We start from the raw sequence: 13,596 nt of genomic DNA on the forward strand, positions 1-13,596 counted from the left end.
GAAGAATAGAGGTTTTTTCATGCAAGTTTATTTAGTAGGCGGTGCTGTTCGAGATCATTTGCTCGGCCATCCCTATCACGAAAAAGATTATGTGGTGGTTGGAGCAACGCCCGAGCAATTATTGGCTGAAGGTTATCAACCCGTTGGCAAAGATTTTCCTGTATTTTTACATCCAAAAACAAAAGAAGAATACGCCCTTGCTCGCACAGAACGTAAATCTGGTGTGGGTTACCACGGCTTTCAATTTTTTACTGACACTACAGTTAAACTAGAAGAAGATCTGATACGTCGTGATTTAACAATTAATGCAATGGCGATGGATGACGCAGGTACACTGTATGATCCCTATGGTGGACAGCACGATTTAGATCAAAAAATTCTACGCCACGTTTCTGATGCATTTACCGAAGATCCACTGCGTGTACTCCGTGTAGCACGCTTTGCTGCCCGTTACGCGAGCTACGGCTTTAAAATCGCAGATGAAACTCTGCAATTAATGCAGGAGATTGCCAAATCTGGTGAGCTTGATGCATTAACACCTGAACGGGTATGGAAAGAAACCTCGCGTGCTTTGCTCGAAGACCATGCAGATGTCTACTTCCAAACACTCAAAGAGTGTGATGCCTTAAAAATCTTATTTCCAGAGATTGATGCGTTATTTGGTGTACCACAACGCCCTGAGTATCACCCTGAGATTGATTGTGGTATTCATACCCTCATGGCGCTCAAACAAGCCTGTTTAGCAGAATATGCGCTTGATGTGCGCTTTGCAGTGCTTGTCCATGATCTTGGCAAGGCACTCACCCCTATTGATGAGTTACCAAGACATATCTTGCATGAAGAACGCGGTATTAAGCCGGTGACAGATTTTTGTGACCGGTTAAAAGTACCTACACATTTAAAAAGCTTAGCCTTAATTGTGTGTAAAGAACATTTGAAATGTCACCAAGTCAAGAACCTGAAACCAGGTACTTTATGGCGTCTATTACAACGTTTAGATGTATTACGTCGACCTGAAAAAGTGGAAGCTTTTGTTCAGGCCTGTGAATGTGATGCCAAAGGGCGTTTAGGTTTAGAGCAACGTCCCTATCCCCAAGCACAATTTATGTTAGATGCGATGCAAATCGTCAGAAATATACGTGCACAAGATTTGCCTGAACATGTCACTGGCCCAGAAATTGGTGAAATGCTGATTCAATATCGAATTGATGCCTTAGCCAAATTTAAAGAAAATGCACAATAACTGATTAATTTTTAAGTAAATAAAGTTAATTTTTTGCAATTTTTCTTGTTTATAGAGCAAAAAGATTATTAATCAAGCAAACGGTTAATTTTATTTACTATTGTTGTTGACGCATCTGCTTTTCATGCCTAAAATGCGCATCAGATTCTCCAATAGCTCAGTCGGTAGAGCGACGGACTGTTAATCCGCAGGTCCCTGGTTCGAGCCCAGGTTGGAGAGCCAATCTACTATTCTCCCATAGCTCAGTCGGTAGAGCGACGGACTGTTAATCCGCAGGTCCCTGGTTCGAGCCCAGGTGGGAGAGCCAAGATTCTAAAAAGCCCTGATCATTGATCAGGGCTTTTTTTATTACTCAACAATAAGAATGCCCCATAAAAAAGCTCCTGATCAACAGAAGCTTTTTCTTTTAATTCAACTTAGGCAGCGACCTGTGCTGGCACACCACTATGAAAACGGAACGTATCATCTGGGCTTAAAATCAGATTCTTTTCCACTTCACGAATATACTCAATACGTTGCTGGATCGTCTCTTCTGGATCTTTGAGTTTTGCAGTTTTTGCAACATCCAAAGCCAGTGCTAAATAGTCCTCAAAATGACGCGATTCTGATTTAAGCAGATAGCGGTAGTAACGCCCCAGCTCATCATCAACAATTGGTGCCAGCGCATAGAAGCGCTCACACGAGCGCGCTTCGACAAATGCGCCAATAATCATCACATCAATTAAAGCCTCAGGCTCATAGGTACGGATTTCTTTACGTAATCCACCTGCATATCGTCCTGCACTCAAACCCTTCCACTCTTGGCCACGTTTGTTCATGAATTCCAAAACCTGCTCATAATGCAGCATTTCTTCACGCACCAATTGCGCCAATTTCACTTGCAGATCTGTAAAAAAGCTATAGCGGAACATCAAATTCATGGCCGTACTTGCCGCTTTTTTCTCGCAGTTAGCATGGTCTTGCATCAAGATATCAAGATTATTAACAGCTTCGCCCAACCACGCCTGAGGAGTTATACAACCTAAAAACCCAATGACAGGCTGCATTAACTCGTCATAATTTATACTACTCATCAACTTATCTCGCAGCAGCCTGAATTGCTGCTTTCATATCCGTTACCGCTTGAGTCAGACCAACAAATACGCTATCAGCAATAATCGAATGACCAATGTTGAGTTCATGAATTTGAGGGATCGCAGCAATTGCAGCAACGTTATCTAAATTCAAGCCATGCCCTGCATTCACCACCAAACCTTTGGCTGCCGCGTACTCTGCACCTTGAATAATCCGTGCTAATTCAGCTTGCTGCTGCTCTGTAGTCTCGGCATCTGCAAATGCACCCGTGTGAATCTCAATGGTCGGTGCACCACAGGCAACAGCTGCATCAATTTGCGCCAAATCTGCATCGATAAACAAAGACACATCACTGCCAATTGCAGTCAATGCTTGTGTTGCTGCCTTTACTTTTTCAAAATGCCCAACCACATCCAATCCACCTTCCGTGGTCACTTCTTGACGACGCTCAGGTACAAAGCAAACATGCTGAGGTTGAATCTCTTTTGCAAACGCAACCATTTCATCGGTTACCGCCAATTCCAGATTCATACGTGTTTTTAATAATGGACGCATACGGCGTACATCATCATCTTGTATATGGCGGCGATCTTCACGCAAATGTAACGTAATCCCCTCAGCACCTGCCTGTTCACACACCAAAGCAGCCTGAACTGGATCAGGGTAAGTTGTACCACGTGCTTGTCTTAATGTCGCAACATGATCAATGTTTACACCTAAGATTGCAGCCATAAAAAATATCCTATCGGTTTAGCCCTGAATAATTATTTTCAATACATCAGGAATATCAAGTTTGTGTACTTTGAATCCAAAGTTGACGGCTTTTCAGCGGTCGATCACCCAACAAGGAGCTAATCATTTGACGGTATAGTTTACCCAATAATTGCAACTGTTCGTGAGAAAAATCCCGTCCATCTTCATAACTTTGCATTGAAGCAATCAACGCGCCATCAAGTGTTGAACGCGAGGCTTGTGAAACTGGCAAAAAGCCATCATTGAGCTGAAATTGATAATGCTGATTGACCTGAATGTCTTGTTGACTCGCATCTATTGAGAAATCAATGGCATAGCCAAGTTCTGGCAAGAGCACATGCTCAAATTGACGTAAAATCTGCCGAAGAAATACAGCAGCTTGTTCATGTGTCGCCAATTGCTGTAACAGCACTAAAATTAACTGATATTGTTCAAATGTTTGCGGCATCATCTCTTCTAAAGGACATAGTCGCAATAGAATTTCATTTAAATAAAAACCAGCAAAAAATGCATCACCATGAAAGAATACAGGTTGATTCAGAATTTCCAGTTTTGTGAAGTTTTTTAGTTCAGATTTGCCTGTGGCTTGCAGACGAATAGGCTGATATTGCGGCGGTGGGGTTTGTCTTAGAATCCCATCCACCCGACCATATTCTTGTGTAAATAAGTGCACAATATGACTTTTTTCACGATATTTACGATGATGAATCAAATAACCATGTAGGACTTCATTGCGCATCATAGTACGAGACTAGTCCTTCTTTTTCTCATCCTTTTCTTCATCATCGCCATCGGGAATTACTGCGCCAACAACCGCAGCAGTTCCTTTAACAACACCTTTGGTGGTCTTATAAGCAACTTTAACAGGTACAGTCACAAGCTTGTGAATACAGCCTTGCAACATGAATACACATGTCACGATCGCGAGTATACGAATTGTTGTTTTCATACCTGTTTCCGTTATCTTAAATGCGATTAAATATCGCTATAACCCAAGCTTTTGAGTGCACGCTCATCATCAGACCAACCACCTTTGACTTTCACCCAAAGCGTTAGCATAATTTTTTGCTCAAACATTTTTTCCATGTCTGTACGTGCATCCATGCCGATGCTTTTCAGCTTCGCACCTTTATCGCCAATCACAATGGCTTTTTGGCCTTGGCGTTCTACAAAAATGGTCGCATCAATATACGTACAAGGTGGCTTTAAGCGACCTGTTTTTTCATTTACTGCTGCTTCTTCAGTTTTAAATGATTCAATTTGAACCGTTAAATCATATGGAAGCTCTTCACCTAACTGACGCATAATTTTCTCACGAATGATTTCACTCGCAAGGAAACGCTCAGAACGATCGGTAATCTGATCCAATGAATACAAAGGCGGCTGATATGGCAGATATTTTTCAATCGTGTCACGCAAATGATCTAGATTTGCACCACGTAATGCTGATACTGGCACAATTTCAGCAAAATTCATTAACTTGGCACGCTCTCGAATCAGCGGTAAAGCTTCATTTTTATTTTCAAATGTATCGAGCTTATTGATCACCAGAATCACTGGCATATCGGCATTTTTAAGTTTTTCCAAAACCAATTCATCGTTTTGAGTCCACTTTTGTGCATCAACCACAAATAAAACCAAGTTCACATCACGCAATGCTGAGTGTGCAGCACGGTTCATCATCTTATTGATGGCACGTACTTCTTTTTTATGCATCCCAGGCGTATCTACAAATACCGCCTGTGATTTCTCACGTGAATCGATCCCCACGATCTTATGGCGTGTGGTTTGTGGCTTACGTGAGGTAATCGATAATTTTTGACCCAAGATATGGTTCATCAAGGTTGATTTGCCCACATTTGGACGACCAACAATGGCAACAAAACCGCTTTTGAAATCTGAAGGAATGGTCGTTCCTTGAGAACTAAAAAATTGATCAACTAGATTATTGCCATCTTGCTGTTCAGTTGCTTCTGGCTTATTTTCTTCTGAATGAGACATCAGGTTATTGCTCCAATAATTTTAAAATCTCTGCCGCTGCCGTTTGTTCGGCAAAACGACGACTTGAGCCCTCGCCTATAATTTTTGGCAATCCCGCTACATCACATTCCACTTTGAAATGTTGATTAGGGGCATCGCCCTGAATATCTACAACCTCGTAAACTGGGAGAGGTTTTTTACGTGCTTGTAAATACTCTTGCAAACGTGATTTAGGGTCTTTCAGTTGATCTGTCGGTTCGATATGATCAAGATATGGTTCATACCATTTTAGCACAATGCGTTCTAGCAAGTTGAGATCATTGCTGTCTAAATAAATAGCACCAATGATTGCTTCAACGGTATCCGCCAGAATTGACTCTCGGTGGTGTCCACCTGATTTTAACTCGCCTGTGCTTAAAATTAATGACCGACTGAGTTGTAAATCATTTGCAATTTTTCCTAATGCTTCCTGTCGAACCAAAGTCGCACGCATACGCGTTAAACGACCTTCATTTTCAAGCGGATAAGCATTGTACAAATAATTCGCAACGATCATTCCTAATAAAGCATCGCCTAGAAATTCTAGGCGTTCATAATTCTGCTTATGACTCACAGAGCGATGGGTCAAAGCCAGTTTTAACAAGTCAATTTGCTTAAACTGGTGACCTATTCGCCCTTGCAGCCGTGTATCATTGAGCTTGTTTTGCAGATTTTTGGTCAAAAGTCTTCTCAAAAGTCATCACTAAACTGATATTTAGCATGAAAGGCTTACGTATTTCATACTTCTTCATTACCACAAGATCATCTTTATAGGTCACTTGCGCAATATCTTTAAAATGTAAATCACGGATCCCATTCATATCAAAACGCTGATCCATCTGAGAGGCAAACTTACTCGGTGTAACATTTTGAGGACTCTCTTTTAATAGATCCTCAATTTGAGTATTAATCAGTTTGTCATCCCAATATGCTGGCCAAATCGCAATTGCTGCTTTTACAGCAACTGCAAATAAGACCACCCCAAATAAAATTGCAATATACGAAGTCCCTTGTTGAGATTTACGCATCTGTCTATTTCCTATGTGTTTTTATTTATTAGTCAATCTTACCATTTCGGTTGAAACTTGGAAGATTTAAACCAGGTTCTTTATGCATCCATACATAAAAAGCACGACCGGTTAAATTCGCTTCAGGTACAAAACCCCAAAAACGACTATCAGCACTTTGATCACGGTTATCACCCATTGCGAAGTATTGTCCCTTCGGTACAGTTACTTCCCAATCTTGACCATTACTTTGGATAAATACATCATTCGCTTTTGCGACGAAAGGTACCAAAGCTTCAGTACCTCTTAATTGCGCAAATTGGAATTGTTCAGCAAGTGGATTGCGTCCTTCCAAGTAGCGAATTAAGTGCTGATGCTCACCCAAAGTTTCTTTAAAATAGAGTGCAGTCGGTGTATCTTGCTGATCTTTCGCACGCGTGAATTGGGTTGCAACTTTTGCAATTTGCTGACCATTGATGGTCAACTCACCCGCTTTAAACTGAATATGATCGCCAGGCAAACCAACCACACGTTTGATATAACTAATGGTTGGTTGTGGTGGATAACGGAATACGATGACTTCACCACGTTTTGGCTCACCGACATCAATGATTTTCGAGTTTACGATTGGCAGACGCACACCATAATCAAACTTATTCACCAAGATAAAATCACCCGTTTCTAAGGTCGGGACCATAGAATCTGATGGAATATTAAATGGTTCATATAAGAAAGAACGAAGCACCAACACAACAGCTAATACTGGCCAAAAATCATAGGCCCATGTAATGACAAAGTTCTCTTGATTACGCCCACGTGTTGCACGCTGTTTCAATACCAACTTATCCAGTAACCACACCAAAAAGAAAATCAGTGTTGCTGGTACCAGAATCAAGTTAAAATCAAAATCCACAAACCCTCTCTTGCAGTTTCACTGCCTGTCGTTCGACTGGGTAAAACCAACGCTTCCCCAGCCTCATCTTTCTTTATCTATCAACTTTTAATACAGCTAAGAACGCTTCTTGTGGAATCTCAACACTTCCCACTTGCTTCATACGTTTCTTACCTTCTTTTTGTTTCGAAAGAAGTTTCTTCTTACGCGAAACGTCACCACCATAACATTTTGCCAATACGTTTTTACGCATTGCTTTTACAGTAGAACGGGCAATGATTTGTGCACCAATCGCAGCTTGAATCGCAACATCATACATTTGACGAGGAATCAAATCTTTCATCTTCTCAACCAATGCAATACCACGATGACGTGCATCTTGACGGTGGCAAATCATAGCCAAGGCATCAACCTTTTCACTATTAATTAACACGTCAACCTTAACCAAAGATGAACTCTCGAAACGCACGAAGTTATAATCCAGTGATGCGAAACCACGTGAACATGATTTCAACTTATCAAAGAAATCCATCACCACTTCTGCCATTGGAATTTCAAAGCTTACCGAAACTTGGTTACCCAAGAACTTCATATCCTTTTGCACACCACGGCGCTCGATACACAAGGTCATTACATTACCCAAGTATTCTTGTGGCACGAGGATATGACATTCAGCAATTGGCTCACGTAGATCTTCAACCGTCGAGCCATCTGGCATTTTTGACGGACTGTCGATATAAATGATGTCGCCTTTTTTGGTTAACGCTTCATAAATTACCGTTGGCGCAGAACTGATTAGATCAAGATCATATTCACGCTCTAAACGCTCTTGTACGATTTCCATGTGCAGCATCCCTAAGAAACCACAACGGAAACCAAAACCTAATGCATCTGAACTTTCTGGTTCAAAGAATAAAGCAGAGTCATTGATCTGTAATTTTTGTAATGCTTCACGGAATGGTTCAAAGTCACTTGAATCAATCGGGAACAAACCGGCATAGACCTGTGGTTTGACCTTTTTAAAACCCGGTAAAGTCGCAACATCAGGTGTATTAGATAATGTAATGGTATCGCCGACTGGCGCACCAAAAATATCTTTAATCCCTGCGATCACAAAGCCAACTTCACCCGCTTCAAGAATGTCAGTTTCTGTATGCTTCGGGTTGAATACACCGACTGAAGTTACAGGATGCGTTTGACCTGTAGATTTCACCAACATCTTGTCGCCCTTGCGGATACGACCTTGCTTGATACGAACTAATGACACTACACCAAGATAGTTATCGAACCATGAGTCAATAATTAAGGCTTGTAAAGGTGCATCACGATCACCTTCTGGAGCAGGAATCACATCAACCAGACGTTCTAAAACACCTTCAACACCTAAACCAGTTTTTGCTGAACAGGTTGGTGCATCTGTTGCTTCGATCCCGATAATCTCTTCAATTTCATGAATCACACGCTCAGGCTCAGCTTGAGGTAAATCAATCTTATTCAAGATAGGTAAAACTTCTAAGCCCTGCTCAATTGCGGTATAACAGTTTGCAACCGACTGTGCTTCGACACCTTGTGCAGCATCAACAACCAACAATGCACCTTCACACGCCGCCAAAGAACGTGATACTTCATAAGAGAAGTCAACGTGTCCCGGAGTATCAATGAAGTTCAATTGATATTCTTGACCATTTGGATGCGTGTAATACAGGGTGACTGACGCGGCTTTGATGGTAATCCCACGTTCACGCTCAAGCTCCATAGAGTCTAATACTTGAGCTTGCATCTCGCGATCTTGCAAACCACCGCACATTTGAATAAAGCGGTCAGCCAAAGTTGACTTACCATGGTCAATATGAGCAATGATCGAGAAATTGCGTATATTTTTGATATCTACGGATTTTTTAGCTTGCGCCATGGGTTACCTTAAGAAAATAGAACGCCCCGTACTTTAAAAAAGTAATGAGCCAAATGGTTTAATAAAATTGCTCGGGATTATAACAGAACAGGCTTTCAAAGTATTCAAAATAATAAACCCTTTGATATGAACAACTGAACAATTTATCTATATTTAAACCAATCAAACTACTTCATATGAAATGGAGAAATCCATTGGGTTTAAATCAGCAGCAATCGGCTGATACGCTTGGGTAAAACTCGGCGACATTCGCTTTGGCCGACCTGTCTCAATTTCAATACAGGCCCATTTGGTATTGCCAACAAAGAGTATGCTTTGGTCTTTAGGTCGATAAAAGGCATACTGGCGAAATGAATAAAGCGCATTAATATCATCTAACCATGTCCGTAAGATGACTTCTTCACCTTCAAGTGCGGCCTTACGATATTGAACATGATGCTCAACCGCCACCATTGCATGTTTGAGTTCTAAATATTGAGCCAGCCCCAAACCCAAGGTTTCAATATGGGCTGCAGCGACATCTTGCATCCACTGCACGTAGATGACGTTATTGACATGCCCAAGTACATCAATATGCTCAGGCTGAACTTGTATTCTTAAATCAAAAATCGTACTCATAATCTCAGGTATTTCATTCATCAAAGTTCAGCTAGCTACACTAGTCTAAACACAACAGCATTACAAAACAAAAACCACCCTATTTTAGAGTGGTTTTATTTAGTCGATATAAGGTCAATTCAAACTTAAGGTAAGCGTAAGCCAAGAATTGCACGTTGACCTTGACGAATAATCGTCACACGCGCAACGCTATTTTTTGGCAAGGCCGACACTGTTTTGGCAAACATTTGACTGTTGGTAATTGCTGTACCATTCACTTGTACAATCACATCACCTGCAACCAAATTAGATAAAGATGCTGTGCCACCGCGCTTCACATCTTGAATCAAAATACCACCACGAACTTCCAAACGCGCTTGTTCAGCTGCGGTTAAATCACGGATGCTCATGCCCAAACCACTGGTTGGGTTGTTTTTCTCTGCATCGGCAGCCGTATCATCTGGTGCAGTACCTAAGGTTGCCGAAATCGAACGTGTTTTATCATCACGAAGAATTTCGAGCTGAACTGTTTGGTTCGGAGCAATACGGTTGAGTGAATAAAGTAAATCGCTGGTACGTGAAATTGGAGCACCATTGGCTTTCAAAATCACATCACCCGATTTGAGACCTGCTTTTTCAGCCGGTGATTTCGGTGCAACTTGAGTAATCAACGAACCTTCAGGTTTCGGCAATTTATATGCTTCAGCCAAGTTACGATCAATATCTTGCATCATGATACCAAGATAAGAACGGGTCACCTTGCCTGTGGTTTTCAACTGTTGCACGACATCCATCGCCACATCAATTGGAATCGAGAACGATAGGCCCATATAACCACCCGTACCACTAAAGATACGCGAGTTAACACCAACCACTTCACCACGTTGGTTAAACAATGGACCACCAGAGTTACCTGGGTTCAGTGCTGCGTCAGTTTGAATAAACGGAACAGACGTTTCGCCACTCATATTACGTGATTTTGCACTAACAATCCCTGCCGAAGCAGAATAGTCAAAACCGAATGGTGAACCAATTGCAAGTACAGGCTCACCCACTCTCAATTGATTTACATCACCCACTTTTAATTCAGGGAAATTATTTCCATTTACCTTAAGTAAGGCAATATCAGTACGCTCATCACTGCCCACCAAAGTTGCGTCCAACTCACGACGGTCATTCAAGGTAATACTAATACGCGAAGCATCAGCAATCACATGGCGATTGGTAAGCAAATAACCATCTTTACCGATAAAGAATGCACTTCCGAACGCAGTTTTTTCTTGTGGCCCTTGCTGTTGTGGGATAATCACTTGATTACCAAAAAAGCGTCGTAAAATTTCAGGAACTTGTTGTTGCAACAACTCTTCCTGAGTCATTTTCTTTACAACATTGACACTCACAACAGCAGGACTCACCTGCTCAACGAGATTTGAAAAATCTACTGGCGCAGCAGCATTGACTTGAGATGCTGCTATCGTAAATACCGCAGCATACATTCCTTGTTGTAAATAGCGACTTTTCATGAAGCAAGAACCCACATACTGATGATTAAAATGAAATTTAGATCTATGTTTTTAGCATAACCCAACCATTCTTTTCGTAAAAATATGTTTATATTTTCAATGCATACAACGAACTAGAATGATGAATTGTGAACAAATTATGGAGATATTCTTCACGAATTATGCTGTAGCTATGGTTTTATCTTGAGTAGCTTAAACATAGATTAAAACAATGTACTGAAACGTAATCGTTTTCTCATTCGTACAGATTAGGCAAAAAATAATCGGTAAATAAATCGCATTCGCTAAAAATTCACTCAATTCTAGGCAGATTAGCCCTTGCCTTTTTGATAAAAAAGCGGTGTCATTAGCGAACGTTTAAAACTGAAGCAGATCGACGACATGCCTGATTTAAAAACAATTCACCATTTTGATGTGATTATTGTGGGCAGTGGTGGTGCAGGTTTAAGCCTCGCACTCTCTTTACCAAGTCATTACAACATTGCAATTTTAGCCAAAGCAGCATTGACAGAGGCGAGTACCTACTATGCGCAAGGCGGTGTTGCTGCAGTATTAGACGAAACAGATTCTATTCAACAACACATTAATGACACTATGATTGCAGGCGGTCATCTTTGTGAGTTGGATGCGGTAAAACATACTGTTGAAGGTGGTAAACCTTCAGTTGACTTCCTGCTTAAGCAAGGCGTGCAATTTACGCTGGATGATGATGAACAACTCCATCTCACTCGTGAAGGTGGTCACTCACAACGTCGTATCATTCACTCTGCCGATGCAACAGGAAAAGCCATTTCAACCACTTTGGTTGAACGTGCTAAAGAACGAAAAAATATTACGATTTTTGAAAATTATATTGCGATTGATCTAATTACCCTACACAAGCTGGGGCATCAAAACCAAGCTAATCGTTCAATTGGTCTTTATGCTTTAGATGAATCCACCGAACAGGTTCATACTTTCTTGGCTCCATTCACTGCCCTTGCCTGTGGTGGTGCAATGAAAGCCTATCTCTATACATCAAATCCAGACATCGCAACAGGTGACGGGATTGCCATGGCCTATCGTGCAGGTTGTCGTGTCGCCAATATGGAATTTAACCAATTCCATCCAACTTGTTTATATCATCCCAAAGCACGCTCATTCTTAATTACCGAAGCAATGCGTGGTGAAGGTGCTTATTTACGCCTACCAGATGGTGAACGTTTTATGCTGCGTTTTGATGAACGCGCTGAACTTGCGCCACGAGATATTGTGGCACGCACCATCGATCATGAAATCAAACGCTTGGGGATTCGCCATGTCTGGTTAGACATCACGCATAAATCCCCAGAATTTATTATTGAACATTTCCCGACACTCTATGCACGTTTGCTCGAACTCGGCATTGATATCACCAAAGATATGATCCCTGTTGTGCCTGCGGCGCACTATACCTGTGGCGGTGTAGTCGTCGATGAGCATAGCCAAACTGATTTAGACGGTTTATATGCGATTGGTGAGACCTCTTATACAGGCCTACACGGCGCTAACCGTATGGCAAGTAACTCATTACTCGAATGCTTCGTTTACGGTATGAGTGCAGCAGAAGATATCGAACAAAAGTTTGATGCAGATTTTAAACTGCCAGACGTCCCTTCTTGGGATGAAACACAAGTGACAGATGCAGATGAAGATGTCGTCATCTTACAAAACTGGGATGAACTTCGTTCGACCATGTGGAACTATGTCGGTATTGTACGTACCACTAAGCGTTTGCAACGTGCTCTACATCGCATTGAAATGTTGAAGCGTGAAATCACTGAGTACTATCAGGATTATCGTGTCAGTAAGAACTTGATTGAATTGCGTAACCTCGTTCTGGTTTCGGAAATGATTGTACGTTGTGCGATGGAGCGTAAAGAATCACGTGGTTTGCATTACACGCTGGATTATCCAGAACTCTCAAATGAAATTCGCAAGACAGTTTTAACACCACCTAATTTTAAAGTGGAACAACCGCTGGTGAATGAGTAATAAAATAACTCGATATAAATATTAATAATTAGGCTGCATTACTAAATATATGTAATGCAGCCTAATAGAATCATATATTTAATTAAAAAATTCTATTAAATACTCAACGCATCTTTGTTAAAATTTCCATTCTCTGAGTATAGTCTTCAAAAATATTATGAATCAATGGTGTGGTGTCATAATAAAAATTTGTCGTAAATTTACCATCATTTGTCATTATGATACCGAAACCACACCATTGATCAGTCATGCTTTCGCTCAATTTGTATAACTCATCTATCGCATCACCTAGCTCAACAGAAACTCTTAAAGCAGGGCCATTAGAAGTATCAAAAAGTTTTTCTTCAACTCCAACCCAACATTTACTGATAGAAGCATTGCGCAAACCAATTTCTAAATCAGGTAATCTTTCTGTGTAATATACAATCCGTTTCCAACTTGCTGGGGCTACATAAGCCAACTCCTGAGCAATAATATTTAGAAATTCCGACTTTTTTAAAAAATTCAAATTATTTATCCTTTAGGTTTTTTTAAGTTTTTACAACTCATCAATGATTACTTTT

14 protein-coding genes and 2 tRNA genes are annotated in these 13,596 nt (G+C 41.0%); 4 read left to right on the plus strand and 12 right to left on the minus strand.

The features are described from left to right. Positions 1-19: 19 nt before the first annotated feature. From MMO42_RS04165 to MMO42_RS04175, 3 genes are all read left to right on the plus strand, one after another. Positions 20-1,243, plus strand: a complete 1,224-nt coding sequence (locus MMO42_RS04165) for a multifunctional CCA addition/repair protein (protein WP_241319424.1) — start codon at positions 20-22, stop codon at positions 1,241-1,243. Between the two features lie 146 nt (positions 1,244-1,389). Beyond that, a tRNA-Asn gene (locus tag MMO42_RS04170) sits at positions 1,390-1,465 on the plus strand. A gap of 9 nt (positions 1,466-1,474) precedes the next feature. Continuing rightward, positions 1,475-1,550, plus strand: a tRNA-Asn gene (locus MMO42_RS04175). A gap of 109 nt (positions 1,551-1,659) precedes the next feature. On the opposite strand, the gene MMO42_RS04180 is transcribed toward MMO42_RS04175, so the two are convergent. The 11 genes from MMO42_RS04180 to MMO42_RS04230 all read right to left on the minus strand — a co-directional run bounded on the left by MMO42_RS04180 (position 1,660) and on the right by MMO42_RS04230 (position 11,020). Then, positions 1,660-2,316, minus strand: a complete 657-nt coding sequence (locus MMO42_RS04180) for a tRNA-(ms[2]io[6]A)-hydroxylase (protein ID WP_241319425.1) — start codon at positions 2,314-2,316, stop codon at positions 1,660-1,662. A gap of 4 nt (positions 2,317-2,320) precedes the next feature. After that, entirely contained in the window at positions 2,321-3,049 is a 729-nt protein-coding gene (gene pdxJ / locus MMO42_RS04185) for a pyridoxine 5'-phosphate synthase (protein ID WP_241319426.1), read from the minus strand. 55 nt (positions 3,050-3,104) lie between these two features. Next, positions 3,105-3,812, minus strand: coding sequence for a DNA repair protein RecO C-terminal domain-containing protein (locus tag MMO42_RS04190; protein WP_005292896.1), 708 nt, complete (start codon positions 3,810-3,812; stop codon positions 3,105-3,107). Between the two features lie 9 nt (positions 3,813-3,821). Beyond that, positions 3,822-4,019: an NF038104 family lipoprotein gene (locus MMO42_RS04195; RefSeq protein WP_005292893.1), complete on the minus strand. Its 198-nt coding sequence runs from the start codon at positions 4,017-4,019 to the stop codon at positions 3,822-3,824. Positions 4,020-4,045: 26 nt separating this feature from the next. After that, entirely contained in the window at positions 4,046-5,071 is a 1,026-nt protein-coding gene (era, locus tag MMO42_RS04200; RefSeq protein ID WP_005161120.1) for a GTPase Era, read from the minus strand. A 4-nt stretch (positions 5,072-5,075) separates the two neighbouring features. After that, entirely contained in the window at positions 5,076-5,771 is a 696-nt protein-coding gene (gene rnc, locus MMO42_RS04205; RefSeq protein ID WP_005151874.1) for a ribonuclease III, read from the minus strand. Next, entirely contained in the window at positions 5,740-6,117 is a 378-nt protein-coding gene (locus tag MMO42_RS04210; protein WP_005151873.1) for a DUF4845 domain-containing protein, read from the minus strand. Before MMO42_RS04210 ends, rnc begins: the two co-directional genes overlap by 32 nt. Before the next feature lie 28 nt (positions 6,118-6,145). After that, a complete protein-coding gene (gene lepB / locus MMO42_RS04215; RefSeq protein ID WP_241319427.1) occupies positions 6,146-7,009 on the minus strand; it encodes a signal peptidase I in 864 nt (287 codons plus the stop codon). A 73-nt stretch (positions 7,010-7,082) separates the two neighbouring features. Beyond that, positions 7,083-8,900 (minus strand): translation elongation factor 4, encoded by a 1,818-nt coding sequence (gene lepA, locus MMO42_RS04220; protein ID WP_241319428.1) that lies wholly within the window; start codon positions 8,898-8,900, stop codon positions 7,083-7,085. 162 nt (positions 8,901-9,062) lie between these two features. Next, complete coding sequence (locus MMO42_RS04225) at positions 9,063-9,518, minus strand: thioesterase family protein (RefSeq protein ID WP_241319588.1); 456 nt, start codon at positions 9,516-9,518, stop codon at positions 9,063-9,065. 125 nt (positions 9,519-9,643) lie between these two features. Next, entirely contained in the window at positions 9,644-11,020 is a 1,377-nt protein-coding gene (locus MMO42_RS04230; protein ID WP_005151869.1) for a Do family serine endopeptidase, read from the minus strand. Positions 11,021-11,401: 381 nt separating this feature from the next. Between MMO42_RS04230 and nadB the strand changes: the two genes are divergently transcribed. After that, positions 11,402-13,033, plus strand: coding sequence for an L-aspartate oxidase (gene nadB / locus MMO42_RS04235; RefSeq protein WP_241319429.1), 1,632 nt, complete (start codon positions 11,402-11,404; stop codon positions 13,031-13,033). A gap of 103 nt (positions 13,034-13,136) precedes the next feature. Here nadB and MMO42_RS04240 read toward each other — a convergent pair whose 3' ends face one another. Then, a complete protein-coding gene (locus MMO42_RS04240) occupies positions 13,137-13,541 on the minus strand; it encodes a hypothetical protein (RefSeq protein ID WP_241319430.1) in 405 nt (134 codons plus the stop codon). Between the last annotated feature and the right edge of the window lie 55 nt (positions 13,542-13,596).

The organism is Acinetobacter sp. ANC 3882 (assembly GCF_022549545.1).
Taxonomy (GTDB): domain Bacteria; phylum Pseudomonadota; class Gammaproteobacteria; order Pseudomonadales; family Moraxellaceae; genus Acinetobacter.

Excerpts from the sequence above, each read along its gene's own strand:
- MMO42_RS04165 (WP_241319424.1), top strand. The coding sequence starts at position 20 with ATGCAAGTTTATTTAGTAGGCGGTGCTGTTCGAGATCATTTGCTCGGC.
- MMO42_RS04180 (WP_241319425.1), bottom strand. The coding sequence starts at position 2,316 with ATGAGTAGTATAAATTATGACGAGTTAATGCAGCCTGTCATTGGGTTT.
- pdxJ (WP_241319426.1), bottom strand. The coding sequence starts at position 3,049 with ATGGCTGCAATCTTAGGTGTAAACATTGATCATGTTGCGACATTAAGA.
- MMO42_RS04190 (WP_005292896.1), bottom strand. The coding sequence starts at position 3,812 with ATGATGCGCAATGAAGTCCTACATGGTTATTTGATTCATCATCGTAAA.
- MMO42_RS04195 (WP_005292893.1), bottom strand. The coding sequence starts at position 4,019 with ATGAAAACAACAATTCGTATACTCGCGATCGTGACATGTGTATTCATG.
- era (WP_005161120.1), bottom strand. The coding sequence starts at position 5,071 with ATGTCTCATTCAGAAGAAAATAAGCCAGAAGCAACTGAACAGCAAGAT.
- MMO42_RS04210 (WP_005151873.1), bottom strand. The coding sequence starts at position 6,117 with ATGCGTAAATCTCAACAAGGGACTTCGTATATTGCAATTTTATTTGGG.
- lepA (WP_241319428.1), bottom strand. The coding sequence starts at position 8,900 with ATGGCGCAAGCTAAAAAATCCGTAGATATCAAAAATATACGCAATTTC.
- MMO42_RS04225 (WP_241319588.1), bottom strand. The coding sequence starts at position 9,518 with ATGAGTACGATTTTTGATTTAAGAATACAAGTTCAGCCTGAGCATATT.
- MMO42_RS04230 (WP_005151869.1), bottom strand. The coding sequence starts at position 11,020 with ATGAAAAGTCGCTATTTACAACAAGGAATGTATGCTGCGGTATTTACG.
- nadB (WP_241319429.1), top strand. The coding sequence starts at position 11,402 with ATGCCTGATTTAAAAACAATTCACCATTTTGATGTGATTATTGTGGGC.